A 25,919-nucleotide genomic window follows, 5' to 3' on the forward strand; every position below is an offset into this window, starting at 1 on the left:
ACAGTCTAGAGCCCACGGCCACCGGCGTTGTGCGCGTCGATGCGCTCCAGTCGGCCCTCGGTGAACGACGCGACCTGATCGACGACAACCCGCATGCGGGCCGCGTCATCCACGGCGGCGTTGAACTCGGGCGCGAAGATCGGATCCAGCGTCGCGGGTGCGCCGTCGAGCAGCCAGTGCGCCACCTGGTGGACGCGTTCCCGCTGCCGTCCCTGCAGTTCGAGGTGCCGCGGGTCGGACATGATGAACTGCAGCGCCAGTGTCTTGAGCAGCGCGACCTCGGCCCGCACCGCGCCGGGCACCTGCAGATCCGCCTGATAGCGCACCAGTGGCTGCGGGCCGGCCTGCTCGTGGGTCAGCCGGACCGCCGCCGACGCGAACCGCCCGACCAGTTCACTGGTCAGTCGCTTAAGCGCCACCGACGCCGCGAGAGTCCCGTCGTACTTGCCAACGCCGGCCACCACCGGCAGCTCGGACAGCCGCCGCGCCGCTGCCTCCAGCTCCGCTGCGCTCAGGCTGCTCGACTCCCCCAGCCGGCCCAACGCCGCCGCGGCGTCGTCATCGGCCAGCACCCGCAGGTCGATGCGGCCCGACACCACGCCGTCCTCGACGTCGTGCACCGAGTAGGCCACGTCGTCGGCCCAGTCCATCACCTGGGCCTCCAGGCACGGGCGCTGCGACGGCGCCTCGCCCCGCACCCACTCGGCCAGCGCCCAGTCGTCGGCGTAGAAACCGAACTTTCGTCCGCGCTCACCGCGGAACCACGGGTATTTCGTGACCGCGTCCAGCCCCGCGCGGGTCAGGTTCAGTCCGACGCTACGACCTTGCTCGTCAAGCACTTTCGGCTCGATGCGGGTCAGGATCCGGAAGTTCTGGGCGTTGCCCTCGAAGCCGCCGCAGGCCGCCGCGAACTCGTCGAGTGCCCGTTCCCCGTTGTGGCCGTACGGCGGGTGACCGATGTCGTGGGCCAGCCCGGCCATGTCGACCAGGTCGGCATCGCACCCCAGCGGCACTGCCATCCCCCGCCCGATCTGGGCGACCTCGAGCGAGTGGGTCAGCCGGGTGCGGGGGTTCTCACTCTCCCGGGGCCCGACCACCTGGGTCTTGTCGGCCAGCCGCCGAAAGGCGGCGCAGTGCAGGACGCGGGCGCGATCGCGGGCGAAATCGGTGCGGTGCTCGGTCGACGTACCGGGCAGCCCGGCAGTCTTCGGCGGTTCGTGCACCACCCGCTCACGGTCGGCCTCGTCGTAGTGGCCGTGCTCATTCGTCGTCACCGAGGCACAGTCTGCCAGCCCCGCCCTACTACATTTGACGGTCATGCGCCTCGCTCGTGTGCTCAGCCTGCTCGTGGCCATCCTGACCGCCGCCACCTTGGTCGCGCCCGCCGCGGTGGCCGAGCCACCGTTGCGGCTGCCTGACTACGTCACCGACAACGCCGGCGCACTGAGCGGAGGTCAGCTCGCCAGCGTGCAGCAGGCGGTCGACACGCTCTACCGGGACCGCCATGTGCGCCTCTGGGTGGTCTTCGTCGACTCCTTCGCCCCCACGACCGCGACGGCATGGGCCGACGGCACCCGCAGCCTCAGCGATCTGGGTAGCCAGGACGCGATCCTTGCGGTCGCGACCGGGCAGCGGTCATATGCCTTCCTGGTTCCGTCGGCGGCGGCGGGCGGTGCCACCTCGGCCCAGGTCGACCAGATCCGGCTGAACAAGGTCGAGCCTGCGCTACACAACAGCGACTGGGCAGGCGCGGCGATCGCGGCCGCCAACGGGCTAGCGGGGTTGGGCGCCAGCGGCAGCAGCAGTTCCGGCGGATTCTCGTTGGTACCGCTACTGATCATCGTGGGCATCATCGGCCTGGCGATCGTGCTGCTCCTGCTGTGGAGCCGCCGGCGCCGCAACAAGCGGCACGAAGCCGAGGTGGCGGCCGCCAAGCGGGTGGACCCGACCGACCCCAACGCGCTGGCCTCGGTACCCCTCGATGCCCTCGACGAGCTGTCCCGATCGATCGTCGTCGACGTCGACAACGCCGTGCGAACCAGCTCCAACGAATTGGCCTTGGCCGCCGAGGAATTCGGCCAGCAGCAGGCGGATCGATTCAACCGGGCCGTCGAGAACGCGAAGGCCACCCTGCAGCAGGCGTTCAATGTGCGCCAGCAACTCGATGACACGATTCCCGAAACACCGGCCCAGCGCCGCGATCTGCTCACCCGGGTCGTGGTCGCCGCCGCGCGGGCCGACCGCGACCTGGACGCCCAAACCCAGGCGTTCCACGAACTCCGGGATCTGGTCATCAACGCTCCCGACCGGCTCGACATTCTGACCCAGAAGTTGGTGGATGTCAGCGCCCGCATCGATCCCGCTCAGACGACACTGACCCAGCTGCACAGCGAGTTCGCCGAGACCGCATTGGCTTCGGTGGCGCGCAACGTCGCCGCCGCCAAGGAGCGGCTGGAATTCGCCGACCACTCGATCAGCCGCGCCCGCGAGCTGGTGGCCAAACCGGTTGCCGGCGAGCAAGGTGAACTGGTCGACTGCGTGCGCGCCACGGAATCGGCTCTGCAGCAGGCAAGTTCGATGCTCAGCGCGGTGGACAGCGCGGCCAGCGACATCAGGCGAGCGGTCGCCACTCTGCCTGCGGCGATCGCCGACACCCAGCAGGGCATCAACCAGGCGGTGGCACAGCTGACCGAGGGCGGATTGGCCAACACTTCCGAGCTGACCGCCGCGCGTGATGCCGCAGTGGCAGCGGTGGCCGCCGCGCAGACCGACGGGACCGCCGACCCGTTGGGTGCGTTCACCCAGTTGACCCAGGCCGACGCGGACCTCGACCGGCTGCTGGCCGGCGTCACCGAGGAGCGCGAAACCGCTGAGCGACTGGGCCGGTCGTTCGACCAGGCGCTGTTCACCGCGGAGTCACGGGTGCGCTCGGTGGCGGACTACATCGATACCCGCCGCGGCAGTGTCGGGCCCGAGGCGCGGACGCGTCTCAACGAGGCCGTGCGGCAGCTCGAAGCCGCGCAGGCCAAGCAGAAGTCCAACGTCACCGAGGCCATCGCCCACGCCAACGGCGCGTCGATGCTGGCCGCTCAGGCCCAGCAGCTGGCCAACAACGACGTCCAGTCAGGCCAGCGGACGTACATGAATCACTATGGTGGAGTTGGCGGTTCGTCGAACATGGGCGCGATGATCGGCGGGATCATCCTCGGCAACATCCTGTCCGGCGGACTCGGCGGCGGATTCGGTGGCGGCGGCGGGTGGACGTCGAGCAGCTACGGCGGATCATCGGGATCCTCCGGCGGCGGAGGCGGGATGCTCGGCGGCGGGGGCCGGTTCTAACCGCGCAAGCGTGTCGACAGGTAGTCGACGACCGAGTCGATGCCGATGCGTTCCTGCGTCATCTCGTCGCGCTCACGCACGGTGACCGCGTGGTCTTCGAGCGTGTCGAAATCGACTGTCACGCAATAGGGTGTGCCGATCTCGTCCTGACGGCGGTAGCGCCGGCCGATCGCACCGGCGTCGTCGAACTCGATGTTCCAGTACTTGCGCAGTTCGGCGGCCAGATCCTTGGCCTTCGGGGACAGGTCGGCGTGCCGTGACAGCGGCAGCACCGCGGCCTTGACCGGCGCCAGCCGGGCGTCCAGCCGCAGCACCGTGCGCTTGTCCACCCCGCCCTTGGCGTTGGGGGCCTCATCCTCGGCGTAGGCGTCGACGAGGAACGCCATCAACGAACGGGTAAGTCCCGCTGCGGGTTCGATGACGTAGGGGACGTAGCGCGTGTCGGCGGCCTGGTCGTAGAACGACAGGTCGGTACCGGAATGCTCCGAGTGCGTCTTGAGGTCGAAGTCGGTGCGGTTGGCGATGCCCTCGAGCTCGCCCCACGGGTTGCCCTGGAAGCCGAACTTGTACTCGATGTCGGTGGTACCGGCCGAGTAGTGCGACAGCTTCTCCTTGGGATGCTCGTAGAGCCTCAGGTTTTCGGGGTTGATGCCGAGGTCGGTGTACCACTTCAGCCGGGTGTCGATCCAATACTTGTGCCATTCCGGCGCGGTGTCGGGTTCGACGAAGAACTCCATCTCCATCTGCTCGAACTCGCGGGTGCGGAAGATGAAGTTGCCGGGGGTGATCTCGTTGCGGAAGCTCTTGCCGATCTGGCCGATGCCGAATGGCGGCTTCTTGCGAGAGGTCGTCACCACGTTGGCGAAGTTCACGAAGATGCCCTGCGCGGTCTCCGGGCGCAAGTAGTGCAGGCCTTCCTCGGATTCGATCGGGCCGAGGTAGGTCTTGAGCATCATGTTGAATTCGCGGGGCTCGGTCCACTGGCCCTTGGTGCCGCAGTCCGGGCAGACGATTTCGGTCATCGGGACGTCATCAGGCTCGCCACCCTTCTTCAGGGCGTAGGCCTCTTGAAGGTGATCCTGGCGATGACGCTTGTGGCAGTTGAGGCACTCGATGAGCGGATCGTTGAACACCTCGACGTGACCGGAGGCCACCCACACCTCGCGCGGCAGGATGATCGAGCTGTCCAGGCCGACGACGTCGTCGCGGCCGGTCACCACCGACCGCCACCACTGGCGCTTGATGTTCTCCTTGAGCTCGACGCCCAGCGGGCCGTAATCCCACGCCGACTTGGTGCCGCCGTAGATCTCGCCGGCTGGGTAGACCAAACCACGACGCTTGGCCAGATTGACGACGGAATCAATGACGGACGCCACGATGGGTGCCACTCCTATCTATGGACGACGCAAGGCTTGCGGACGGGCAATAGCCATACAGCCTAACGACCCACCAATCGAACCTTTGACATGCGTGATCGTGCATGGAAAAGTGGGCGTCAAGTGGAAATCGTTTCCAATAACGGGAGGTGACGACATGACCGCACCCGCCCACGGCCGGGTCGACGAACTGTCGTCGCCGCGAGCCGACCTCCTGGAACACGCCGGTGAGCTGTTGCGCGCGCTGGCGGCGCCGGTACGCATCGCGATCGTGCTGCAGCTGCGGGAATCCCAGCGCTGCGTGCATGAGCTCGTCGACGCGCTCGACGTGCCGCAGCCGCTGGTCAGCCAGCACCTGCGGATCCTGAAGGCCGCCGGAGTGGTGGCAGGCGAACGCTCCGGGCGCGAGGTGATGTACCGGTTGGTGGACGATCACCTGGCCGAGATCGTCGTCGCCGCGATCAGCCACGCCGGTGAGGAGCATCCGTGACCGGAGCCGATATTCGTCCGCGCGCCGCCGCGACCGGAGTACGCGCCACCCGTCAGCGGGGGGCGATCATCGCGCTGCTCGACACCGTCGATGAGTTCCGCTCGGCCCAGGAGTTGCACGACGAGCTGCGCCGCCGCGGCGAGAACATCGGGCTCACCACCGTGTACCGGACGCTGCAGTCACTGTCGGCGGCCGATCTGGTGGACATGGTGCGCACCGACACCGGCGAGTCGATGTACCGGAGCTGCGCAGGGGCGGACCATCACCATCACCTGGTGTGTCGCAGCTGCGGTGCGACCGTGGAGGTCAGTGGTCGCGAAGTCGAGGCCTGGGCCGCCGAAGTGGCAGAGGAACATGGGTTTTCGGACGTGAGCCACACCATCGAACTGTTCGGCACCTGCGCTCAGTGCCGCGGCTGAGTGATTTCACGCCGAGATCGACGTTTGGACGCTCCACACTCGAACTTTGGCTGCGAAACGTCGGTTTCGGCGCAAACCCGTTAGTCGACGAGCGCGCGGCGCGCACCGGCGCCGCCGGCCAGCACCATCAGCACCAGTGTCTGCAGCGCGCTGTCGGCCAGTCCCTCGCCGGGAAAGTTGTAGCGCAGCATCACATCCCCGCGCTTACCCGACTGCTCCACAAACGTCACGGTCCCGAGCATCGTCGACTGCGCTTGTGCCGCAACTCGTTTGCGCAAATCGGCGTTGACCGGCAGATCCCAGGCCACCACCTGGGTCACCGAAACCATCTCGATGTCCTCGGTGATCGCGACCGTTCGCAGTGAAGCGAACGTCCCCTCGTAACGCACCGTGAGCGCACCATCGGGTTCCACCTCGACGGGTACCACCGCGGTCAGCACCTCGGCCAGCCTGCCCGCTAAGTCCACGCGATCACGCCCGGCCGAAACGCCGGTTTCGTTCGGCGTATTCCTCGCACGCCGCCCACAGATCCCGCCGGTCGTAATCGGGCCACAGCTTGTCCTGGAACACGTACTCGGCGTACGCGGCCTGCCACAACATGAAGTTGCTCGCCCGCTGCTCCCCCGACGTCCGGATGAACAGGTCGACATCGGGAATGTCGGGCCGGTGCAGGTGCTCGGCGAGCATGGCCTCGCTCACCCGTTCCGGGTCGACCCGCCCGGCCGCCACGTCACGCGCGATTTGCTTTGCCGCCTCGGCGATTTCGGCCCGCCCGCCGTAGTTGACGCAGTAGTTGACCGTGATCACGTCGTTGCCGACGGTCATGTTCTCGGCGATGTCGAATTCCTTGATGACGCTGCGCCACATCCGTGCCCGCGAGCCCACCCAGCGCATGTTGACACCCATGGCGTCGAGGTTCTCGCGGCGCCGTCGCACCACCTCACGGTTGAAGCCCATCAGGAAGCGCACCTCTTCGGCACTGCGCCGCCAGTTCTCGGTGGAGAACGCGTACACCGACAGGTGCTGGACGCCGATCTCGATGGCGCCGCAGGTGATGTCGATCAGCACCGCCTCACCCATCTTGTGGCCCTCGGTGCGGCTCAACCCGCGCTGAGTGGCCCAGCGCCCGTTGCCGTCCATCACGACGGCGACGTGCTTGGGCATCTGGTCGGCCGGGATGGGCGGCGGCACGGCCTTGGACGTGTGCTGCGGTGGGCGGCGCGGGCCGCCCCCTGGCACCGGCGGCAGCTCGGGGAACACCACCGGCCACACCGAGGTGTCGGGGAATACCGGGTAGTCGTCGGGCGCCGGGGGCAGCTGCGGAAATTGGTCTTTCCGCTTGCGTTCAGCCCCCCGCCACGAGCTGGTTACCCGGTTCATCGCCATGGGCTTCATCCTGCCTGAACATCTCCTTACCGTGGTCAGCGGGCTGCCGGTAGACACGCTCCACCAGCGGCAAGGTCCGCAGCTGGCGTTCCAGATGCCACTGCAGGTGCGCGGCCACCAGACCGCTGGCATGACTGCGGTGCGACGCCGACGACGCCTCTGCGGCCTCCCAGTCACCGTCGTGCAGCGCCGACATCAGGTCGATCACCGCCTGCGGCGGGGTGGTCGAGCCGGACGGGCGGCAATGCATGCAAACGCTGCCACCAGCGGCGATGTGGAACGCGCGGTGCGGGCCCGGCGCCGCACAGCGGGCGCATTCGATCAGCGAGGGCGCCCAGCCTGCGATGCCCATGGCCCGCAGCAGATAGGCGTCCAGGACCAGCTCACGGGGCCGCGTCGCATCCGCCACCGCGCGCAGCGCACCGACCGTGAGCCGGTGCAGCGCCGGCGCAGGCGCACGCTCCTCGCCGGCGAGTCGCTCGGCGGTTTCCAGGACCGCGCAGGCGCTGGTGTAGCGGCCGTAGTCGCTGACGATGTCGGTGGCGAAGGCGTCGATAGACACCACCTGGGTGACGATGTCCAGGTTGCGGCCCGGATGCAGCTGGACATCGATATGCGCGAACGGCTCCAGCCGGGAGCCGAATTTGCTGCGGGTGCGGCGCACCCCCTTGGCGACCGCGCGGACCAGACCATTGTCGCGGGTCAGCAGGGTGACGATGCGGTCTGCTTCACCGAGCTTGTGCTGGCGCAGCACAACAGCCCGATCCCGATACAACCGCATCCGAGAAGTTTCCCACCGCAATGCGACATAAGCGCGGACCCGCGCCGTTAGTCTCGACGTCGCCATGACAGCTCACGCGAGTTTGGGCAGGCCGCCGCGGTTTCCCACCATCGGCGAGCAGCTCTATCAACTGGCCAGCGGGACGGTGACCTCCACCGAGCTGGTCCGCCGGTCGCTGCGCGCGATCGCGGCCAGCCAGTCCACCCTCAACGCCTTCCGGGTGGTGCTCACCGAATCGGCCCTCGCCGACGCCGCCGACGCTGACCGTCGTCGCGCCGCCGGCGAGCAGGCACCGCTGCTGGGCATCCCCATCGCGGTCAAGGACGACGTCGACATCGCCGGGGTGCCGACCTCCTTCGGCGTCGCCGGGCCCATCCGGCCGGCCACCGAGGACTCCGAGGTGGTGCGCCGGCTGCGTGAAGCCGGTGCGGTGATCGTCGGCAAGACGAACTGCTGCGAACTCGGCCAGTGGCCGTTCACCAGCGGACCGGCATTCGGCCACACGCGAAATCCCTGGTCGCGCAAGCACACTCCGGGCGGGTCGTCGGGCGGCAGCGCGGCGGCGGTCGCGGCCGGTCTGGTGGCCGCGGCCATCGGATCCGACGGCGCGGGCAGTGTCAGGGTGCCCGCCGCATGGACCCACCTCGTCGGCATCAAACCGCAACGTGGGCGCATCTCGACCTGGCCGATCCGCGACCCGTTCAACGGCATCACGGTCAACGGCGTGCTGGCCCGCACGGTCGCCGACGCCGCCCTAGTCCTCGATGCCGCGTCAGGCAATGTCGACGACGACCTGTACAAGCCGCCGCCGGTGCGGATGGTCGATGCCGTCGGCGCCGCATCCGGACCGTTGAAGATCGCGCTCTCGACACGGTTTCCGTTCACCATCTTCCCGGCCAAGCTGCACCCCGAGATCCGGGCGGCGCTGAACGAGGTCGCCGAACAGCTGGGCATGCTGGGCCACACCGTGATGGCGGGCAATCCCAACTACGGGCTGCGGCTGCCCCTGTCGTTTCTGCCCCGCTCGACGGCCGGACTGCTGGAATGGGCCGACCGGCTGGGTGACGACGTCGTGTTCGACCCCAGGACCGAGGCCAACATGCGGATGGGCCGACTGCTCTCCGGCGCCCTGTTGCGCCGGGCCATGGCCACCGAGCCGATCCTGCACCGCCGCGTCGGGGCGATCTTCCGTTCCGTCGACGTCGTGCTGGCACCGACGACGGCGCAGCCGCCTCCGCCCGCCCGCAAGTTCGACAAACTCGGCGCAGGCGCCACCGACCGCGCAATGATCGCGGACTGCCCGGTGACCTTCCCGTGGAACGTGCTGGGCTGGCCGTCGATCAACATCCCGGCCGGCTTCACCTCCGCCGGCCTGCCCATCGGCGTTCAGTTGATGGGCCCGGCCAACAGCGAGCCGCTGCTGATCTCACTGGCCGCCGAATTGGAGGCCATCAACGGCTGGTCCAACAAGCAGCCCGAGATCTGGTGGAACACCCCGGTGCCGACCGATCACGAATAAATAGCCATTACGGGTAATTGTCGACGCAACAGCCCGTTGGTACTACTTCTTCATGCCCGACACCAAGCACGACAGCGAGAAGCTCGTCCGCGACTTTCTCGGCTCCTGGGAGGACCGCGACCTCGAGGTGATCTGCGCCGCCTTCGCCGACGACGCGATCTATCACAATGTGCCCGTCGCCCCGATCGAGGGCATCGCGGGGATTCGCGCGATCTTCCAGGCGTTTCTGGACGCCTTCGCCGAGGCCAAGCTCGACATCGTCACGCTTGCCGCCGAACCCGGCCTGGTACTCGCCGAGCGCATCGACTACTTCACGATGACCGACGGGCGCAAGGTCGTACTACCCGTCAACGGCGTCTTCGAGGTGCGCGACGGCAAGATCGTCCGGTTCAGCGACTACTTCGATCTCGCCGATTTCGAACGGCAGAGCGGGTTCACGCTCTGAGAGTTTAAAAGCCAAGCTTCCCAAGCTGTTTGGGGTCGCGCTGCCAGTTCTTGGCAATCTTGACCCGCAAGTCGAGGTACACCTTCGTGCCCAGCAGCTTCTCGATCTGAAGGCGGGCCACCGTCCCGACCTCTTTGAGACGGGCCCCGCCCTTGCCGATCACGATGCCCTTCTGGCTGTCCCGCTCGACATAGAGCACCGCGCGCACGTCGATCAGGTCGTCACGGTCGGGGCGCGTCTCGACCTCCTCGATCACCACCGCCAGCGAGTGCGGCAGCTCGTCGCGCACGCCCTCCAGCGCGGCCTCGCGGATCAGCTCGGCCATCAGCGTCTCTTCGGGCTCGTCGGTGAGCTCGCCGTCGGGATAGAACGCCGGGCCGGGCGGCAACTGCGCGGCCAGCACCTCGGTGAGCACGTCGACCTGATCGCCGCGGGTCGCCGACACCGGCACGATCTCGGCGGCGGAGTCACCGACCAGTTCCAGCACGGCCATCAGCTGTTGGGCCACCCGGTCCTTGGCCACCTTGTCGATCTTGGTGACAATGACGACGAACGTGGTCCTGGGTGCCACCTCGCGGATCTGTTCGTAGATCCACCGGTCGCCGGGCCCGATCGTCTCGTCGGCGGGGATGCACAACCCGATGACGTCGACTTGCGAGTAGGTGTCGCGCACCAGGAGGTTGAGCCGCTTGCCCAGCAGGGTGCGCGGCCGGTGCAGCCCGGGGGTGTCGACCAGCACGATTTGAAAGTCGGGGCTATGCACGATGCCGCGAATGGTGTGCCGGGTGGTCTGCGGCTGGTTGGCGGTGATCGCCACCTTGGCACCGACCAGGGCATTGGTCAGTGTCGACTTGCCCGTATTGGGGCGGCCCACCAAACACACGAAGCCGGACCGGAACTCGCTCACTGCGGCGCTCCGGAGCGGTCGGTCACGATGATCGCGGCGGCCGGCGAAAGTTCCCGGACGGCGGCGACACCGTCATCGTCAGCCGAACCGCCGACCAACACCGCAGCCTCCAAACCCGTTGCGCCACTGGACACCGCCGCGGCGAGAGCTGCCTGCAGACCCGTCAGCCGCAACGCCGACAGGGTCACCGGTGCGCCGGCGTAGGTCCGCCCGTCGAGGTCGCGCACCGCGGCTCCTTCGCCCGCTTCGGCGCGCGCCATCGCGCCGCGCGCGAGCACCACCAATTTCTCGTCTTCGGCCGCCAGCGTCTCACTCATTGTCGTCGCCTTCCTCAAGGTCGGTTCGGCTGACCAGTACAGTGCCGATGCGCAGCCGGCCACGATGATCGCGGCCACCCTCGGCGCGGAGCCGCAGCCCGTGGGACACCACCTCGGCGCCGGGCAGCGGAATCCTGCCGAGCTCGAGAGCCAGCAACCCGCCCACGGTGTCGACGTCGAGATCTTCCTCGAACTCGACGTCGTAGAGCTCGCCGACGTCTTCGATCGGCAGCCGAGCCGACACCCGGAACTTGTTGTCGTCCAGCTTCTCCACCGGTGCCACCTCGTCGTGGTCGTACTCGTCGGCGATCTCGCCGACGATCTCTTCGAGCACGTCTTCGATCGTCACGAGACCGGCGATGGCGCCGTATTCATCGACCAGCAGCGCCATGTGGTTGCGGTCGCGCTGCATCTCCCGCAAAAGGTCGTCGAGCGGTTTGGAGTCGGGCACGAAGACCGCGGGGCGCATGATCTCGGACACCTTGGTGTGACGGCCGCTGTCGGACGAGTAATAGGTGCGCTGGACGAGGTCTTTGAGATAGACGACGCCGACGACATCGTCGACGTTCTCCCCGATCACCGGGATGCGGGAATAGCCGCTGCGCACCGCCAATGACGTCGCTTGGCTTGCGGTCTTGTCACTTTCGATCCAGACCATCTCGGTGCGCGGGACCATCACCTCGCGTGCGGCGGTGTCGCCGAGCTCGAAGACCGACTGGATCATTCGCCGTTCGTCGTCGGCCACCACCCCGCGCTGCTGCGCCAGGTCGACCACCTCGCGCAGCTCGATCTCGGAGGCGAACGGTCCGTTGCGGAAACCCCGGCCGGGGGTCAGCGCGTTGCCGATCACGATGAGTAGCCGGCTGATCGGGGTCAGCAGTACCGAGATCGCCTGCAGCGGAACGGCTGACGTGAGCGCGATGGTGTAGGCGTTCTGCCTGCCGACGGTGCGCGGCCCGACACCCATGGCGACGAAGCTGGCCACGGTCATGATCGCGGCCGCCACCACCAGACCCCATTTGAGGCCGAGGTCATCCCACAGGAAGGCCACCAGCAGCACCGTGGCGGCTGCTTCGCACGCAATGCGCAGCAGCACAACAAGATTGATGTAGCGGGGTCGCTCGGCCATGATCCGCGCCAAGCGAAGGGCGCCGGGCCGGTCGTCGCGCACCAGTTCCTCGACCCGGGCGACCGACACCGTGCTGATGGCGGCGTCGATTGCGGCGAACAGACCACCGAGCGCTATGAGGGCGATCGCGCCGAGCAGCGCACTCCAGCCCGTCACGATTCGTCGAAGAACTGTGACTTGTCGAGCAGTCGACGATCCTTCTCGATCTGTCGATCTTGGTGATAGGCCTGAACTTGTTCGCCGACCCACTCCTCGAGCAGCTTGCGCTGCAGGTCGAACATCTCTTTTTCCTCGTCAGGTTCGGCATGGTCGTAGCCGAGCAGGTGCAGCACTCCGTGCACCGTCAGCAGGGCCAGCTCCTGGCCGAGGCTGTGGCCCGCGGCGGCTGCTTGGTCGGCGGCGAACTGCGGGCACAGCACGATGTCGCCGAGCATCGACGGCCCCGGCTCGGGTGCATCCGGGCGACCGCCGGGCTCGAGCTCGTCCATCGGGAAGCTCATCACGTCGGTGGGACCAGGCAGGTCCATCCAGCGCATGTGCAGATCGGCCATCGCGTTGGTGTCCAGCAGCACCATCGACAATTCGGCAGCGGGATTGACGTCCATGCGGCGAATCACGAAGCGGGCGACGCTGATCAGTTCCTCTTCGGAAACGTCGAGGCCGGATTCGTTGGAAACCTCGATAGTCATCTTCTCCTCGCCCCTAACGCCGAGTCGAACGACGTTGGGAGCGGTTCACCAGGCCAGGCTGCTCGGCCTTGGCGTAGGCGTCGACGATCTCCGAGACCAGCCGGTGGCGCACTACGTCGGCGCTGGTGAGCTCGGTGAAGTTGATGTCGTCGATACCCTCGAGGACGTCCTTTGCCGCGCGAAGACCGGATGTGGCGCCGCCCGGCAGATCGACCTGCGTGATGTCGCCGGTGACCACGATCTTGGATCCGAACCCCAGCCGGGTGAGGAACATCTTCATCTGCTCGGCGGTGGTGTTCTGCGCCTCGTCGAGGATGATGAAGGCGTCGTTGAGGCTGCGGCCACGCATGAAGGCCAGCGGTGCCACCTCGATTACGCCGGCGGCCAACAGGTTCGGGATGGCGGCCGGATCCATCATGTCGTGCAGCGCGTCATACAGCGGCCGCAGGTAGGGGTCGATCTTCTCGGTCAGCGTGCCGGGCAGAAACCCAAGGCGCTCACCGGCTTCCACTGCGGGGCGGGTCAGGATGATCCTGCTGACCTGCTTGGTCTGCAGCGCATTGACGGCCTTGGCCATGGCCAGATAGGTCTTACCGGTACCCGCCGGCCCGATACCGAACACGATGGTGTGGGCGTCGATGGCGTCGACATAGCGCTTCTGGTTCAGCGTCTTGGGCCGAATTGTCTTGCCCCGCCGGGACAGAATGTCCAGGGTCAGTACCTCGGCCGGTGACTCGTTATCGGCGCCGGTGACCATCCCGATGCTGTGCCGCACCGCATCCGGCGACAGCGTCTGGCCGCCGGCCACGATTGCGATGAGCTCGGAGATCACCCGCTCGGCCATCGCGATATCGGCCGCGTCGCCGGACAGGGTGACGGTGTTACCTCGGACATGCACGTCGGCTGACAGGCTGCGTTCCAGTGCGCGCAAGTTTTCGTCGGCGGAACCCAGCAGGCCCACAACGAGGTCGGGCGGAACAGTCATGCTGCTGCGCACTTGCGAAGCAGCGGTCGTCTCGCGGGGCGTCACGTGTTCTTCGAAGCCTGCTTCCTGGAGGTCGAGATTGCCGGTTGGTTCATCCTACCGCCGGGCCTTGACCCGGTGAAGTCGATAACGTCTGGGCGCTGGCACGTATGCCTGCCAGCAGGAGGTCGAGCGCGCACTCGAAGTCCGCCGCCGCCGAGGACCGCTGGCTCACCTCGGCCAGGGCGGCAAGGCGGTGATGCCGATCCGAGGCCAGCGCCCCGATCTGGGCGGCTACCTGTCGCTGCTGCTCGTCGCGCCCGGTGCCGGCCAGCGGCCCGGCCAACTCGACCTGCGCGCTGCCCATGACCAGGCTGAGCACCGCCCGGAACGCGCCAAGCAGGGCGGTGTCGTCGAGGCCTCCGCGGCTCAGCGCGTCGACGAGACGCTCGGCGGCCGCGTAGCTCGTCGGTGACACCGTGCGCCTGGTCAACACCAGCGGAATGGCGTTTGGATGCGCCCGCACGCCCTGCCACATCGCGGTGGCGATCGCGCGAACATCGCCGAGCCAGTCGCTGCCGCTGTCGGGCAGCTCGACGGCGGCGATCACGGCCTCGGCAACCAACTCCTCCAACTGATCTCGGTCGCGGACGTAGTTGTAGAGGGTCATCGCGCCGGTGCCAAGGGCCGCGGCCAGCGTGCGCATGCTCAGCCCGGCCAGCCCGTCGCGGTCCACGATCTGCAGCGCGGCGGTCTGGATCTCGTCGATCGTGAAGCGTGGGCGCATCGGCGGAATCTCCCTCCCTTGACACGTACATCGTACGGGTTAGTGTTTACGTACACCGTACGTATCGAGGAGAACCGATGTCCCCAGCCACTCAAACCGCCCTGACCTTCGACTCGAGCGGCGCGACGTGCGCCGCCTGGCTCACCCGGCCGCCCGGCCCTGGGCCGCATCCCGGCCTGGTGCTCGTCCACGGGTTCGGCGCCAACCACACGATGTCGCTCGAGCAGTACGAACAGCACTTCAGCCAGGCGGGAATCGCCACGCTGGCGTTCGACTACCGCGGACTGGGAGCATCGGGCGGATTCCCGCGCCAGCGATTGAGCCTGCGCAAGCACCGCCAGGACGTCGGCGCCGCATTCGAGTTCCTCGCCGGCCTGCCGGACATCGATGCCGGGCGGGTCGGCCTGTGGGGCACCAGCCTGGGCGCGATGCACGCCCTGCAGGTCGCGGCCGCCCGCGACGACGTGGCGGCCGTCGTGGTGCAGTGCCCGATCGTCGACGGCCCCGCGGTGGTGCGCCGGCTCGGACTCGGCGCCATGCTGCAGCTGACCCCGGCAGTGCTCAACGATCTCGGACGGCGCCTGTTGGGCCGGACACCGCACTACATCCCCGTCGTCGGCCCGCCGGGCAGCGCGGCGGCGGTGACGGTTGCGGGCGCGCTGGAAGGCTGGGACGCCACCGTCTCCCCCGGCGGCTACTTCGACAACCGGGTCGGGGCTTCCGACGTCGCGGAGATCGCGGTCACGACCGCGGTTCGCGCGGCGTCCCGCATCACCGCGCCCGCGCTGGTCTGCGTCAGCGACCGCGAGACGCTGATGGATCCCGGGCGCGCAGAAGACATCGCCCGACGGGCGCCGCACGGCGAGATCCGCCATTACGACGCCGACCACTTCGACGTCTATCACCCGCCACTGCTGGCCGATCTTCTCGCCGACCAGACCGACTTTCTGCGGAAGCACCTCAATGTCGACCCGACGTAACCTGTTGCGGCGCAACGATCTCAGGTTTATCGCGTTCGCGAGATCGCTGTCCGCCGCCGACTGGCAGCACACAAGCCTGTGCACGGACTGGACCAACCACGAGGTGCTGGCCCACATCGTCTACGGCTACCAGGCCCCGCCTGCACCCATGGTGGCCGAGATGGTCAGGCATGGCGGGTCTTTCGATCGCGCGAACTCCGCCCTGGCGCGCCGGCACGCGGTACGCCGCACACCGGCCGAGCTGATCGGCGACCTGACCGCCCTGATCGACGCACCCCGCGGCATCGGCCGGGTGTTCCCGCCGGGGTTGTTACTCGGCGACCACGTGATCCACGAACTCGACATCGCGCTGGCGATCGGCCGGGAGCCGGACGTTCATACCGAAGCGCTGACCGCTGTTCTCGAAACCCAAGTGCGCGTGCCCAATCCGTTCATCCCGGCGCGATCCCGGGCACGTGGGCTGACCCTGCACGCCCGCGACGTGGGCTGGCGTCGTGGCGCCACCGGACCTCGCGTGAGCGGATCGGCCGCACACCTGGCCTCGGTGCTGGCCGGCCGGCCCCAGGCGTTGGAGCACCTCGACGGTGACGGGGTGACGACGTTGGGCGCCCGCCTCTGACGCGCTATTCGCGGGTGAAGGCGTCGTGGGTCAGCGCCGAGTTCATGAAGTCCCGGAAGTGCAACCACTTGCCGTCCCGCAACGTGATGATGTGGGCGAACTCCGACTCCCAGGTGTGCCCGGTAGCCAGCCGCAGGAACTTCTGGTGACCCCAGACCGCCAGGTTGTCCCCGTCGCCGATGAACAGCCACGGTTCCATCGCCACAATCTGGATGTGGCTGCCGACGGTGGTGAAGAAGTCGACCGCCTGCGTAATGCCCTGGTAGTCACCGGCATACGGGATCGCGGCACTGCCGTAGTAGGTGATCCGGATTTCCGGATCCATGTGGCTGAGCGCGGTTTCGAGATCGCCGGCGGGGACCGCCGCGTAGATCGCCTTGGTGGCGGCGACGTTGCCGCTCTCGACGGTGCTCATCGGCTCAGTTGCATCGGCAGGCGGACGAAGCCGTGGGTGAGCAGGCTGGCGGTCTGTCGCACACCGGGTTCCTCGGAAAGGCCGATCACCGAGTAGCGGTCCAGTACCGCGTTGACGACCGCGAACACCTCCAACCGGGCCAGCGGCGCGCCCAGGCAGAAGTGCAGTCCGTGGCCGAAGGCCAGGTGCTGGCGAATGTTGGGCCGGTCCAGGTCCAGGCGTTGGGGATCTTCGAAGACGGCCGGGTCGTGGTTGGCCGCGCCGAAGAACAGCGCCACCCACTCCCCCTTCTTGATATTGGCGCCATCGATCTCGACGTCGCGGGTCGCGATGCGGAACAACCGTTGTGGTCCGGTGAGCCGGGCGACCTCCTCGATGAAGGTGCTCACCAGCGAGCGGTCGGCCCGCAGCCGAGCGGTCACCGCAGGCTCACGCGCCATGGCGTGCAGGACGCTGCCGATCAGATAGGTCGTCGTCTCGCTGCCTGCCACCACCAGCGTCACGCACAGGCGCACGATCTGCTCGGGGGTGAGCCGCTGGCCGTCGAGTTCGGCCCGCAGCAGCGCCGAGATCAGATCCTCAGCGTCCTCGACATCCTGCGAATTATCCAGGCGGGCACTGTGTTCGATGACCCGATCGGTGAACGCCGCCACCATGTCGGCGTTGCTGGCCATCCGCTCCTCGGGCGTCATCGTCGATGAGAGCATGAATGCGTTGGCCCAGTTCTTGAACCGGACGTGGTCGCCGTCGGGCAGACCCAGCAGCCGCACCATCGCGCGGGTGGGCACCTCGTCGGCGAACTCCATGACGTCGGGATCATCGTCGCGCTTGCGGGCATCGAAATCGGCGAGCAGAACCGGCACCAGCTCGGCGAGCCAGTTCTCGAGCCGGCGGATGCGCCGTGGCGAGAACGCCTGGCTGACCAGTTTGCGTTCACCGGTGTGCGCGGGCGGGTCGGTGTTGACCAGCATCAGACTCGGGGCCGACGACGCCTCCTGGATCGGGTCGCGGGAGGAGAACGTCTCGCCGTCGCGAGCCGCCGCGAGAACCTGGTCGTGGCGGAACAACGCCCAGGCGGTGACGGGCTCGTCAGCCCCGGGCACGGTCCCGGGCGGCCAGTCCTGGTAGCCCGCCACCGGCGAGGAATCCCGCAGTTGCTCGAAGAGTGGATAGGGGTTGGCGATCCCCTCCGGAGTGGTCAGCAGGTGGAGCGCGGAAGCGGTCGTCGAGGTCATGCCAACAGCCTCGATGCTGCTATGGCGGCCGGTCGATCTCCCGATGGAGGTCAGTTGCGCTCCCTACCGGGCGGTTTTGCCACTGCCGCCCCGTTGGTGGTGAGACGATCGGCGCACTGTGACCGCCACCACTGACTCCCTTGACTCGCTGCCCGTGACCGCGCTCGTCGACGGCAATCACCCGGGCTGGGCGTCCAAGCAACCGCCGACCAGCGCGGTGACCCGTCGCTACGACGAGGCCTGCCGGCTGGGCATCGTCGAACGCGCCGACGACCCGATCCGAGCCGTCGCCGACACCGTCGACGCGCATGCCACCCAGGTGCGCGAGGCTCTGGAAGGCCTGGGCGACGAGAAGGCGCTGGCCGCGTTGGAGGCGGTGCTCGATCTGTCCCTGCTGGAGCGTCAGCTGATCGAGGACGCCGCCCGGCGCAGGACGCTGGCGCTGCTGCGCGTGCAGGAAGGGCTCTCGAAACTGCGCGCGATCGACGAGGTCGCCAAGATCGTCGACCGGGCCCCGCGTGAGCTCGTGGAGTCGTGCGGGTTCGACCGGGCGGTGTTGTTCCGCGTGCACGAAGGCCGGATGGTGATGGAGTCGGCGTACTTCGGCGATGACGTCGAGGGTGCCGAGAAGATGGTCGCCTTCGCCCAGTCCGTCGCCCCGCCGTTGGACCACATGTTGCTCGAGACGCAGATGATCCGAAGGCGCGCACCGGAAATCGTGCGCGACGCCCAGAACGATCCGCGCGTCAACCGCCCGATCATCGACTTCTCGCTGACCCACTCCTACGTTGCGGCCCCGGTCATGCCCACCGGTCGGGTGATCGGCTTCCTGCACGCTGACCGGCTGTACTCGGGGCGCACCGTCGACGAGATCGACCGAGACACGGTGTGGGCGTTCGCCGAAGGATTCGGCTACGCCTTCGAGCGCACCGTGCTGATGGAACGGATGCGCCGCCAGCACGCGGAGGTGCGTAGCGCGCTGGCCACCGCGGAGGAGGCCGCCCAGGCCTTGCAGGACGCCGATCTGGAACTGCGCAAGGTCGAGCCGGCCGAGCGCAGCCCGGCCAGCCGCCGGCTTGCCGAGGTCGAGTCACGCGTGCACGAGATGCTGACCCGCCGCGAGGCCGAGGTGCTGCGGCTGATGGCAGACGGGCGGACCAACCAGCAGATCGCCGATGAACTGGTGATCACCCCTGGCACGGTGAAATCCCATGTGAAGCGGGTACTTCGGAAGCTGCACGCGAGCAACCGCGCTGAGGCCGCGTCGATCTACGCGCGCCTGGCGTCCCGGCCGGATCCGGCCTGAGCGCGTGCGGCCGTAATCAGATGAGCGCCCCGCAGATTTCGGAACCGGGATTCGCCTGGCACTGGGCTACGGCCACGACATAGAGCGCGGCGAAGGCGAGGGTCGCGGGCAACGTCACCACTGCGATCGCGCCCTGCAGCTGCTGGACACCGAGGATCTTAAAGATCAGATCCGTCCTCAAATCGGCCTGCTCGTCGGCGATGTCGTCGATGTCGCCACGCCGCTGAGCTTCGAGCAGCTCGATCCCGTCCTGCACCAGATTCACCGCCCCCACCACCTGGGCGACGACCGGAATGAAGCCGAGCACCGTCGAAAACTGTTCGCGGTTGGACTCGGCTGCGCTGTTGGGCAGGCGCCGCGGCGGACCGGACGGAATCTCGGTCAGCCCAAGGTCGCCCGGGAAAACACCGGGGTCGAACGCCTTGATATCCCAGCTCGCGCCGAGCGGCACGTTGGCATTCTGGTTCAGATACAACCGGGTGTAGGCGACGTACTTGTCGCCGTCACCGTGGAGGACGAAAATCTCGGCATCGTCCACCGCTCCGTCTGTCCCGTAGACGCCGGTGATCTTGATATTCCACGAATCGTCCCGGAACGCCTGCATATTCAAGTCCACGTAGTAGGACGGCGGCAGATCCGCCAACGTGACCGAACCGGTGGAGGACTCCGCCGCCGGCGTCCGCACGGAATTGGCCCGGCGATCGGCAGGGCGCGCCGCACGCAGATTCACCACCCTCGCGGGAGCCTTCTGCGTCCCCGAAATCGTGGATGCCGCCAACGCCCGCGTACCGGCCTGCTTCTTCGCGACCGCCCGGGGCGGGGAGCCTTCGCTGTGCGCGTGCGCGGGCTTGGCAGATCCGCTACCTGTCGAATCAGCCGACGCAGAACCCGATCCCGCTAAAACCGCGGCACCCAGACCGAGCGCGAACACCCCACCACAGACGTAACCGACATACGTCATCTTGACCCCCCAAAAATTGACGTTGGGGAATATTAACGCATCGACGCGGGGTAGGGCTGAGTTACCGCGCGATCGACCAGCGCGGCGTCAGTACGCCCAGCGCGCCCAACGCCACCGCCGCGGCGGTCGTGGTGCGCAACACCGTGGGGCCAAGCCGCACCGCCGAGGCGCCTGCGGCAACCAGCGCGACGAGCTCGCGGTCGCTGATCCCACCTTCGGGCCCCACGATCAACAGGATCGAATTCGCTTGCGCCACAGGGAGTTCAGCCAGCGGCCGAGCGGCGGATTCGTGCAGCGCAAGGACCAGTCCCCCGGCACCCACCTGATCGCCGACGGCCTTGACCAGCGCCGCCGTCGCCACCGGCCCACCGATGTCCGGGATGTAGGCACGCCGCGACTGCCGGGCGGCCGAGCGCGCCACCGCGCGCCAGCGGCGCAAACCCTTCTCCGCGCGCTCGCCGTCCCAGCGCGCGACGCACCGGTCCGCCTGCCAGGCGATGAAATCGTCGGCGCCGGCTTCGGTGGCCAGCTCGATCGCCAGTTCCGACCGTTCCGACTTCGGGATGCCCTGGGCGACAGTCACTGTCGGCGTGGGGCGCGATGCTGTCCAGCGCTCGAGGACCCGGGCCGAGAACCCGCGCTTGCTGGTTTCCTCGACCTCGCAGCGGGCCAGGGTGCCTGCACCGTCGGAGAGCACCAGCGCCTCACCGGGGCGGATGCGCCGCACCGTGGCGGCGTGGAAGCCCTCGTCGCCGTCGACGACGGCCGCCTGCCCGACCGCCGGGATGGCGTCGGCGTAGAACAGGGTGTCGGCCAATGCCTCAGCGGCCGCTGAAGGTCTCGCGCAGCCGGTTGAACAGGCCGCCGGAATTGGCGGACGCGGCGTGCGTGGATTTGACCTCGGGTTCGGCGTGGCTGCGCGTCTTGAACTCGGCGAGCAGTTCCTTGGCTCGCGCGTCGAGCTTGCCAGGGACCGTCACCTCGATGTGTGCGTGCAGGTTTCCGCGGACGCCCGAGCGCAGGTGCGGCATGCCGTGGCCCCGCAGCGTCGTCACCGAACCGGGCTGGGTGCCGGGCGCGATCGTGATCTCGGTCAGCCCGTCGAGAATGGCGTCGACAGTGACCGTGGTGCCGAGCGCGGCATCGACCATCGGCACCGAGACGGTGAAGTGAAGGTCGTCAGTGTCGCGGATGAAGATGTCATGTTGCTGCTCGTGGACCTCGACATAGAGATCGCCCGCCGGGCCACCGCCCGGACCGACTTCACCCTGGGCGGCCAGCCGGACCCGCATGCCGTCGCCGACGCCGGCCGGGATCTTGACGCTGATGTCGCGACGGGCGCGCACGCGGCCGTCACCGGCGCACCGGTGGCACGGGTCGGGGATGACCTCACCGACGCCACGACAGGTCGGGCAGGGGCGCGACGTCATGACCTGTCCGAGCAGCGAGCGCTGCACGGTCTGCACCTCGCCGCGTCCGCCGCAGGTATCGCAGGCGACCGGGGTGGAGTTGCCGTGGGTGCCCTTGCCCTGGCAGATGTCACACAGCACAGCGGTGTCGACGGTGACCTGTTTGGTCACGCCGGTCGCGCACTCCGCGAGGGTAAGCCGCATTCGCAGCAGCGAGTCCGAGCCGGGACGCACCCGGCCGATGGGACCGCGCGATGCGCCACTACCGCCGAAGAAGGCTTCGAACACATCGCCTAAGCCGCCAAAGCCGCTGAATCCGTTGCCTGCCGAGGCGGCGCTTTCCAGCGGATCGCCACCGAGGTCGACGATGCGGCGCTTCTCCGGGTCGGACAGCACCTCGTAGGCGGCGCTGATTTCCTTGAACTGGTGCTGGGCCGCCTCGTCGGGATTGACGTCGGGATGCAGTTCGCGGGCCAGCTTCCGATAGGCGCGCTTGATCTCCTGATCGCTGGCGCCCTGGCTCACCCCGAGCAAGCCGTAGTAGTCCCGTGCCACACTTGACCTTTCGAAATCCTGCCGGTTATCCGGCTCGGTGTCCCCTGCCGGCTATCCGGCGCGGTGTCCTAGGACATCGCCGATGTACAGCGCAACCGCCGCGACATTGGCAATAGTTCCCGGGTAGTCCATTCTGGTCGGCCCCAAGACACCCATGCCGCCGAATACGGTGCCTGAGCTGCCGTAGGTCGTGGTCACCACCGAGGTGCCGACCATCTGCTCGGCCTCGGTCTCATGGCCGATGCGCACCGTGACCTTACCCGCTTCCTGCTGGGCGGCTAGCAGGCGAATGACCACCACCTGCTCCTCGAGCGCTTCGAGGATCGAGCGCAGCGAGCCCCCGAAGTCGGCGGTGTTGCGGGTCAGGTTGGCGGTACCGCCCATCAGCAGGCGTTCCTCGTTGTGTTCGACCAGCGACTCCAACAGGACGGTCGCTGAGCGGCCGACGGCGTCGCCAAGCCCGCCCGACCCGTCGAGCCTGGCGGCCAGGTCGGCCACCGCGGCCGAGGCCGCCGCGAGCCGCTTGCCCTCCAGCGCCTGCCCGAGCAGTTCGCGCAACTGGGACAGCTGGTGGTCGTCGATCGTGTCGCCCAGCTCGACGATGCGCTGGTCGACCCGGCCGGAGTCGGTGATGACGACCATCAGCAGCCGCGCGGGTGTGATCGAGACGATCTCGAGGTGGCGCACGGTCGAGGTGGACAGCGTCGGGTACTGGACGATCGCCACCTGGCGGGTCAGCTGGGCCAGCAGCTTCACCGCGCGGCGCAGCACGTCGTCCAGGTCGACCCCGGACTCCAGGAACTGCAGGATCGCGCGGCGTTCCGGCGGCGAGAGCGGCTTGACGTCGTCGATGCGGTTGACGAACTCCCGGTAACCCTTCTCGGTGGGCACCCGACCGGAGCTGGTGTGGGGCTGGGTGATGTACCCCTCCGCCTCCAGCACCGCCATGTCGTTGCGCACGGTGGCGCTGGATACCCCGAGGTTGTGGCGGTCGACGAGAACCTTGGAACCGACTGGTTCCTTGGTCGCGACGAAGTCGGCAACGATGGCGCGAAGTACCTCAAAGCGACGGTCGTCGGCACTTCCCATCAGATACACCTCCAAGTTGCCTCTATTTTAGTGTCAGTATCAGCTCAATTAGCACCCACACGCTCCGAGTGCCATCGCGCCGTCGACGCACGGCCGCCCTCCGCTGGCAATCCGGGCGCCAGCGACTAGCCTTGCTCAGATGGTGATGCGGAGTCCGGGGGCTGCGCTCGGGGCTGGGGCCCGATGATCTTCAAGGGCGTTCGGGAAGGCAAGCCGTATCCCGAGCATGGTCTGACCTACCGCGACTGGTCGCATATCCCCCCACGACAGATCCGCCTCGACGAGCTGGTCACCACGACCACCGTGCTCGCGCTGGATCGCCTGCTGTCCGAAGACTCCACCTTCTACGGCGACCTGTTTCCGCATGCGGTCCGGTGGCGGGGCGTCGTCTACCTCGAAGACGGCCTGCACAGGGCGGTGCGCGCCGCGCTGCGTAATCGCACCGTGCTGCACGCCAGGGTCTACGACATGGACCCCGGCCCGAACGGCCAATTCGCACCGAGCTGACCGGACTCGGTCGCCCTCGCCGCGGGTAGCCGCACCATGAATACTGTTCTGCCAGGACTGGATTCGGCCACCACGGTGCCTTTGTGCGCCTCCACGATCGACAGGACGATCGCCAGCCCGAGGCCACTGCAGCCCAGTTCGCGCGACCGCGCCTTGTCGGCCCGGACGAACCGACCGAAGAGATTCGGCATGATCTCGTCGGGAATCCCTGGCCCGTCGTCGGCCACCACCAGCTCGACCACCGTGCCGGTGCCGGCCGTGCGAGTCGACAGCGACGTGGTGACGGTCACCCCGGCCGGTGTGTGCACTCGCGCGTTGCTCAGCAGGTTGCCCAACAGCTGATGGAGCCGGGCGCGATCCCCGCGTACCCAGATCCCATGGTCGGGCAAGTCGGTGACGAAATGGTGATCCGGTGCGGTCACCGACGCATCGTTCACGGCATCGGCGACGACATCGCACAGATCGAGATCCTCGAGCTCGAGATCGAGGCCCTCGTCAAGCCGGGACAGCAGCAGGAGATCAGCCACCAGTGCGGCCATCCGCCGCGACTCCGCCTCGATGCGCGCCAGGGCGTACTCGGTGGTCGGCGGCAGGATTTCGCTGTCTTGCCGGGTGAGTTCGGCGTAGCCGAGGATCGCCGCCAGCGGAGTGCGCAGCTCGTGGCTCGCGTCGGTGAGGAACTGCCGGGTCCGCCGATCCGAATCCGCCATGTTGGTGAGCGCGGTGTCGACGTTGGCCAGGAGCCGGTTCAGCGTCTGCCCGACGACACCGACCTCGCTTTCGGGGTCGGTATCGGCGTCCCCCACCCGGGCGGTGATGCGATGGTCCATGGCATCCAGCGGCATCGCAGCGACCTGGCCGGCGACCGCGGCCACCCGGCGAAGCGGCTTGAGCGCATAGTTCACCGCCACGACGGTGCCAAGCGCGGTGGTGACGAGCGCAAGCACCACCAGCCCCACCACGGTCAGCGCCTTGCCGGCCACGGTCTTGTTGGCCTGGTGCAGGGACACCGCTGAAACCAGCCGCTCACCTCCGGCGAAGTCGCGATGGCCGACCCGATGCGGCCCTAGGTCACCAAGGCTGACCGTCTGCGGATCCCCGTCACCCCAGTCGATGGCTTCCAACGCCCGCATCACGTCCGACGACGCGGGAAGGGGTTCGCCGTCGGTGAACACCGTGCCGGAGACGGCGGTGTCGCCGCGCAGCATGGCGATGACCGTCCCTGGCGCCTGGCCCGGGAAGTCGATGACATCCCCGTGCGACTCGTCGGCCGCGGGCGGCACCGGGTAGACGTGGTCGCGCTTGGACTTCGCATACGAATAGCCGAACGCGGCCAGCGAATTGGACACCTGACTGTCGGCCAGGCTGGCGGCCTCGTCCCGCAGGCTGATGACAGCCACGGCGCCGACGCCGACCAGCGCAACGCTGACGATCACCGATACCCACAGAACCAGTCGCCGGCGCAGCGACCTCGGCCGCCACGACCAGCTCCTGGGGTTCATGGCTGGGGCCGCAGCATGTAGCCGACCCCTCGAACGGTGTGGATCATCGGCTCACGGTGTGTGTCGACCTTTCGGCGCAGGTAGGAGATGTAGAGGTCGACGATGCTGGACCGTCCGCCGAAGCCGTAGTTCCAGACTCGATCCAGGATCTCCGTACGAGTGATTGCGCGCCGCGGGTTGCGCATCAGATAGCGGAGCAACTCGAACTCAGTCGTGGTCAGCGAGATCGGCTCACCGCTTCGTCGAACGTCACGGCTGGCGCCGTCGAGCACCAGGTCGCCCACCTTGAGCACCTCGTCCTCGGGGTCCATGGTGGCCTTGGCCCGGCGCAGCAGGCCGCGCAACCGGGCCACCAACTCCTCCAGGCTGAAGGGTTTGGTCAGGTAGTCGTCGGCACCGGCTGTCAGACCCGTCACCCGGTCGACCACCGAGTCGCGCGCAGTCAGGAACAGCGTCGGGGTGTACCCCTCCGACTCCCTCGTCATCTTGAGGATCTGCAGGCCGTCGGTGTCGGGGAGCATGATGTCCAGGACCAGCAGGTCCGGCTCGAAGTCCTGAAACTTCGCCAAGGCGTCCCGGCCGTCGCCTGCCGTCTGCACATCCCAGCCCTCATAGTGCAGCGCCATCTTGACCAGATTGGTCAACGCCGGTTCGTCGTCGACGAGCAGAACACGGATCGGCGATCCGTCGATCCGTGAGATGCGGGGCAGCTGGCCAAGGATCGCCTGGCGGGGCTGGAGTGGACGGGACGAAGTGGGTGCGACCGGTAGAGCCATACTTCGATTCTGTAGAA

General features: G+C 67.8%; 28 protein-coding genes. 9 read left to right on the plus strand and 19 right to left on the minus strand.

Going from position 1 to position 25,919, the window contains the following annotated elements; all coding sequences use genetic code 11:
- Positions 1-5 precede the first annotated feature (5 nt).
- Positions 6-1,319, minus strand: a complete 1,314-nt coding sequence (locus tag SLQ31_RS27505) for a deoxyguanosinetriphosphate triphosphohydrolase (RefSeq protein WP_413643152.1) — start codon at positions 1,317-1,319, stop codon at positions 6-8.
- On the opposite strand from SLQ31_RS27505, the gene SLQ31_RS27510 reads away from it, so the two are divergent.
- On the plus strand, positions 1,318-3,339 hold the full coding sequence (locus SLQ31_RS27510) for a TPM domain-containing protein (protein ID WP_319437352.1): 2,022 nt from the start codon (positions 1,318-1,320) through the stop codon (positions 3,337-3,339). The two genes, SLQ31_RS27505 and SLQ31_RS27510, sit on opposite strands and share 2 nt — an antisense overlap.
- Here SLQ31_RS27510 and SLQ31_RS27515 read toward each other — a convergent pair.
- Entirely contained in the window at positions 3,336-4,727 is a 1,392-nt protein-coding gene (locus tag SLQ31_RS27515) for a glycine--tRNA ligase (RefSeq protein WP_319437353.1), read from the minus strand. The two genes, SLQ31_RS27510 and SLQ31_RS27515, sit on opposite strands and share 4 nt — an antisense overlap.
- 145 nt (positions 4,728-4,872) lie before the next feature.
- Between SLQ31_RS27515 and SLQ31_RS27520 the strand changes: the two genes are divergently transcribed.
- Both SLQ31_RS27520 and SLQ31_RS27525 read left to right on the plus strand, forming a co-directional pair.
- Complete coding sequence (locus SLQ31_RS27520) at positions 4,873-5,205, plus strand: metalloregulator ArsR/SmtB family transcription factor (protein ID WP_319437354.1); 333 nt, start codon at positions 4,873-4,875, stop codon at positions 5,203-5,205.
- A complete protein-coding gene (locus tag SLQ31_RS27525; RefSeq protein ID WP_319437355.1) occupies positions 5,202-5,624 on the plus strand; it encodes a Fur family transcriptional regulator in 423 nt (140 codons plus the stop codon). The genes SLQ31_RS27520 and SLQ31_RS27525 overlap by 4 nt, the downstream gene beginning before the upstream one ends.
- An 80-nt stretch (positions 5,625-5,704) precedes the next feature.
- Here the strand turns inward: SLQ31_RS27525 and SLQ31_RS27530 are convergent, their stop codons facing one another.
- Genes SLQ31_RS27530 through recO form a run of 3 tightly spaced genes read right to left on the minus strand, consistent with a single transcriptional unit; the run spans position 5,705 to position 7,791 of the window.
- Entirely contained in the window at positions 5,705-6,091 is a 387-nt protein-coding gene (locus tag SLQ31_RS27530; protein WP_319437356.1) for a hypothetical protein, read from the minus strand.
- 4 nt (positions 6,092-6,095) lie between these two features.
- Positions 6,096-7,004, minus strand: a complete 909-nt coding sequence (locus tag SLQ31_RS27535) for a decaprenyl diphosphate synthase (protein ID WP_319437485.1) — start codon at positions 7,002-7,004, stop codon at positions 6,096-6,098.
- Positions 6,970-7,791, minus strand: coding sequence for a DNA repair protein RecO (recO, locus tag SLQ31_RS27540; RefSeq protein WP_319437357.1), 822 nt, complete (start codon positions 7,789-7,791; stop codon positions 6,970-6,972). Before recO ends, SLQ31_RS27535 begins: the two co-directional genes overlap by 35 nt.
- Before the next feature lie 64 nt (positions 7,792-7,855).
- Here recO and SLQ31_RS27545 point away from each other — a divergent pair, with 64 nt between their 5' ends.
- Both SLQ31_RS27545 and SLQ31_RS27550 read left to right on the plus strand, forming a co-directional pair.
- A complete protein-coding gene (locus SLQ31_RS27545) occupies positions 7,856-9,310 on the plus strand; it encodes an amidase (RefSeq protein WP_319437358.1) in 1,455 nt (484 codons plus the stop codon).
- Between the two features lie 52 nt (positions 9,311-9,362).
- Positions 9,363-9,755, plus strand: coding sequence for a limonene-1,2-epoxide hydrolase family protein (locus tag SLQ31_RS27550; protein WP_319437359.1), 393 nt, complete (start codon positions 9,363-9,365; stop codon positions 9,753-9,755).
- A gap of 4 nt (positions 9,756-9,759) precedes the next feature.
- Here SLQ31_RS27550 and era read toward each other — a convergent pair whose 3' ends face one another.
- From era to SLQ31_RS27580, 6 genes are read right to left on the minus strand one after another with little or no spacing between them, the layout of a single operon-like run.
- Entirely contained in the window at positions 9,760-10,662 is a 903-nt protein-coding gene (era, locus tag SLQ31_RS27555) for a GTPase Era (protein WP_319437360.1), read from the minus strand.
- A complete protein-coding gene (locus SLQ31_RS27560; protein WP_319437362.1) occupies positions 10,659-10,979 on the minus strand; it encodes a cytidine deaminase in 321 nt (106 codons plus the stop codon). The genes era and SLQ31_RS27560 overlap by 4 nt, the downstream gene beginning before the upstream one ends.
- Positions 10,972-12,264 (minus strand): hemolysin family protein, encoded by a 1,293-nt coding sequence (locus SLQ31_RS27565; protein ID WP_319437363.1) that lies wholly within the window; start codon positions 12,262-12,264, stop codon positions 10,972-10,974. Before SLQ31_RS27565 ends, SLQ31_RS27560 begins: the two co-directional genes overlap by 8 nt.
- On the minus strand, positions 12,261-12,797 hold the full coding sequence (gene ybeY, locus SLQ31_RS27570; protein WP_319437364.1) for an rRNA maturation RNase YbeY: 537 nt from the start codon (positions 12,795-12,797) through the stop codon (positions 12,261-12,263). The genes SLQ31_RS27565 and ybeY overlap by 4 nt, the downstream gene beginning before the upstream one ends.
- 13 nt (positions 12,798-12,810) lie before the next feature.
- The gene (locus SLQ31_RS27575) at positions 12,811-13,827 is read right to left on the minus strand and encodes a PhoH family protein (protein WP_413643159.1); all 1,017 of its coding nucleotides are present in this window, start codon (positions 13,825-13,827) and stop codon (positions 12,811-12,813) included.
- A 46-nt stretch (positions 13,828-13,873) separates the two neighbouring features.
- The gene (locus tag SLQ31_RS27580) at positions 13,874-14,548 is read right to left on the minus strand and encodes a TetR/AcrR family transcriptional regulator (protein WP_319437366.1); all 675 of its coding nucleotides are present in this window, start codon (positions 14,546-14,548) and stop codon (positions 13,874-13,876) included.
- 77 nt (positions 14,549-14,625) lie between these two features.
- Between SLQ31_RS27580 and SLQ31_RS27585 the strand changes: the two genes are divergently transcribed.
- Complete coding sequence (locus SLQ31_RS27585; RefSeq protein ID WP_319437368.1) at positions 14,626-15,528, plus strand: alpha/beta hydrolase; 903 nt, start codon at positions 14,626-14,628, stop codon at positions 15,526-15,528.
- Positions 15,512-16,147 carry a maleylpyruvate isomerase family mycothiol-dependent enzyme gene (locus SLQ31_RS27590; RefSeq protein ID WP_319437370.1) on the plus strand — a complete coding sequence of 212 codons (636 nt, stop codon included), beginning with the start codon at positions 15,512-15,514 and terminating at the stop codon, positions 16,145-16,147. The genes SLQ31_RS27585 and SLQ31_RS27590 overlap by 17 nt, the downstream gene beginning before the upstream one ends.
- A gap of 4 nt (positions 16,148-16,151) precedes the next feature.
- Here SLQ31_RS27590 and SLQ31_RS27595 read toward each other — a convergent pair whose 3' ends face one another.
- Entirely contained in the window at positions 16,152-16,562 is a 411-nt protein-coding gene (locus tag SLQ31_RS27595; protein ID WP_319437371.1) for a nuclear transport factor 2 family protein, read from the minus strand.
- Positions 16,559-17,797 carry a cytochrome P450 gene (locus tag SLQ31_RS27600; protein ID WP_319437372.1) on the minus strand — a complete coding sequence of 413 codons (1,239 nt, stop codon included), beginning with the start codon at positions 17,795-17,797 and terminating at the stop codon, positions 16,559-16,561. Before SLQ31_RS27600 ends, SLQ31_RS27595 begins: the two co-directional genes overlap by 4 nt.
- Before the next feature lie 118 nt (positions 17,798-17,915).
- Here SLQ31_RS27600 and SLQ31_RS27605 point away from each other — a divergent pair, with 118 nt between their 5' ends.
- Positions 17,916-19,103: a LuxR C-terminal-related transcriptional regulator gene (locus SLQ31_RS27605; protein WP_319437373.1), complete on the plus strand. Its 1,188-nt coding sequence runs from the start codon at positions 17,916-17,918 to the stop codon at positions 19,101-19,103.
- Positions 19,104-19,119: 16 nt separating this feature from the next.
- Here SLQ31_RS27605 and SLQ31_RS27610 read toward each other — a convergent pair whose 3' ends face one another.
- From SLQ31_RS27610 to hrcA, 4 genes are all read right to left on the minus strand, one after another.
- The gene (locus tag SLQ31_RS27610) at positions 19,120-20,064 is read right to left on the minus strand and encodes a hypothetical protein (RefSeq protein WP_319437374.1); all 945 of its coding nucleotides are present in this window, start codon (positions 20,062-20,064) and stop codon (positions 19,120-19,122) included.
- Between the two features lie 61 nt (positions 20,065-20,125).
- Positions 20,126-20,881 (minus strand): 16S rRNA (uracil(1498)-N(3))-methyltransferase, encoded by a 756-nt coding sequence (locus tag SLQ31_RS27615; protein ID WP_319437375.1) that lies wholly within the window; start codon positions 20,879-20,881, stop codon positions 20,126-20,128.
- Positions 20,882-20,885: 4 nt separating this feature from the next.
- Entirely contained in the window at positions 20,886-22,028 is a 1,143-nt protein-coding gene (gene dnaJ / locus SLQ31_RS27620; protein WP_319437376.1) for a molecular chaperone DnaJ, read from the minus strand.
- A gap of 51 nt (positions 22,029-22,079) precedes the next feature.
- Complete coding sequence (gene hrcA, locus SLQ31_RS27625) at positions 22,080-23,117, minus strand: heat-inducible transcriptional repressor HrcA (RefSeq protein WP_319437377.1); 1,038 nt, start codon at positions 23,115-23,117, stop codon at positions 22,080-22,082.
- A 183-nt stretch (positions 23,118-23,300) separates the two neighbouring features.
- Between hrcA and SLQ31_RS27630 the strand changes: the two genes are divergently transcribed.
- Positions 23,301-23,624: a type II toxin-antitoxin system VapB family antitoxin gene (locus SLQ31_RS27630; protein ID WP_319437378.1), complete on the plus strand. Its 324-nt coding sequence runs from the start codon at positions 23,301-23,303 to the stop codon at positions 23,622-23,624.
- On the opposite strand, the gene SLQ31_RS27635 is transcribed toward SLQ31_RS27630, so the two are convergent.
- Together SLQ31_RS27635 and SLQ31_RS27640 are read right to left on the minus strand one after the other, a co-directional pair.
- On the minus strand, positions 23,579-25,126 hold the full coding sequence (locus SLQ31_RS27635) for a HAMP domain-containing sensor histidine kinase (RefSeq protein ID WP_319437379.1): 1,548 nt from the start codon (positions 25,124-25,126) through the stop codon (positions 23,579-23,581). The genes SLQ31_RS27630 and SLQ31_RS27635 overlap by 46 nt on opposite strands.
- Positions 25,123-25,902 carry a response regulator transcription factor gene (locus tag SLQ31_RS27640; protein WP_319437380.1) on the minus strand — a complete coding sequence of 260 codons (780 nt, stop codon included), beginning with the start codon at positions 25,900-25,902 and terminating at the stop codon, positions 25,123-25,125. Before SLQ31_RS27640 ends, SLQ31_RS27635 begins: the two co-directional genes overlap by 4 nt.
- Positions 25,903-25,919: the final 17 nt, after the last annotated feature.

The organism is Mycobacterium sp. RTGN5 (assembly GCF_033804465.1).
In the GTDB taxonomy this organism is placed as follows: Bacteria; Actinomycetota; Actinomycetes; order Mycobacteriales; family Mycobacteriaceae; genus Mycobacterium.

Excerpts from the sequence above, each read along its gene's own strand:
- SLQ31_RS27510 (WP_319437352.1), top strand. The coding sequence starts at position 1,318 with ATGCGCCTCGCTCGTGTGCTCAGCCTGCTCGTGGCCATCCTGACCGCC.
- SLQ31_RS27505 (WP_413643152.1), bottom strand. The coding sequence starts at position 1,319 with ATGACCGTCAAATGTAGTAGGGCGGGGCTGGCAGACTGTGCCTCGGTG.
- SLQ31_RS27520 (WP_319437354.1), top strand. The coding sequence starts at position 4,873 with ATGACCGCACCCGCCCACGGCCGGGTCGACGAACTGTCGTCGCCGCGA.
- SLQ31_RS27535 (WP_319437485.1), bottom strand. The coding sequence starts at position 7,004 with ATGAACCGGGTAACCAGCTCGTGGCGGGGGGCTGAACGCAAGCGGAAA.
- recO (WP_319437357.1), bottom strand. The coding sequence starts at position 7,791 with ATGCGGTTGTATCGGGATCGGGCTGTTGTGCTGCGCCAGCACAAGCTC.
- SLQ31_RS27545 (WP_319437358.1), top strand. The coding sequence starts at position 7,856 with ATGACAGCTCACGCGAGTTTGGGCAGGCCGCCGCGGTTTCCCACCATC.
- SLQ31_RS27550 (WP_319437359.1), top strand. The coding sequence starts at position 9,363 with ATGCCCGACACCAAGCACGACAGCGAGAAGCTCGTCCGCGACTTTCTC.
- SLQ31_RS27560 (WP_319437362.1), bottom strand. The coding sequence starts at position 10,979 with ATGAGTGAGACGCTGGCGGCCGAAGACGAGAAATTGGTGGTGCTCGCG.
- ybeY (WP_319437364.1), bottom strand. The coding sequence starts at position 12,797 with ATGACTATCGAGGTTTCCAACGAATCCGGCCTCGACGTTTCCGAAGAG.
- SLQ31_RS27580 (WP_319437366.1), bottom strand. The coding sequence starts at position 14,548 with ATGCGCCCACGCTTCACGATCGACGAGATCCAGACCGCCGCGCTGCAG.
- SLQ31_RS27585 (WP_319437368.1), top strand. The coding sequence starts at position 14,626 with ATGTCCCCAGCCACTCAAACCGCCCTGACCTTCGACTCGAGCGGCGCG.
- SLQ31_RS27590 (WP_319437370.1), top strand. The coding sequence starts at position 15,512 with ATGTCGACCCGACGTAACCTGTTGCGGCGCAACGATCTCAGGTTTATC.
- SLQ31_RS27595 (WP_319437371.1), bottom strand. The coding sequence starts at position 16,562 with ATGAGCACCGTCGAGAGCGGCAACGTCGCCGCCACCAAGGCGATCTAC.
- SLQ31_RS27600 (WP_319437372.1), bottom strand. The coding sequence starts at position 17,797 with ATGACCTCGACGACCGCTTCCGCGCTCCACCTGCTGACCACTCCGGAG.
- SLQ31_RS27610 (WP_319437374.1), bottom strand. The coding sequence starts at position 20,064 with ATGACGTATGTCGGTTACGTCTGTGGTGGGGTGTTCGCGCTCGGTCTG.
- hrcA (WP_319437377.1), bottom strand. The coding sequence starts at position 23,117 with ATGGGAAGTGCCGACGACCGTCGCTTTGAGGTACTTCGCGCCATCGTT.
- SLQ31_RS27630 (WP_319437378.1), top strand. The coding sequence starts at position 23,301 with ATGATCTTCAAGGGCGTTCGGGAAGGCAAGCCGTATCCCGAGCATGGT.
- SLQ31_RS27635 (WP_319437379.1), bottom strand. The coding sequence starts at position 25,126 with ATGAACCCCAGGAGCTGGTCGTGGCGGCCGAGGTCGCTGCGCCGGCGA.
- SLQ31_RS27640 (WP_319437380.1), bottom strand. The coding sequence starts at position 25,902 with ATGGCTCTACCGGTCGCACCCACTTCGTCCCGTCCACTCCAGCCCCGC.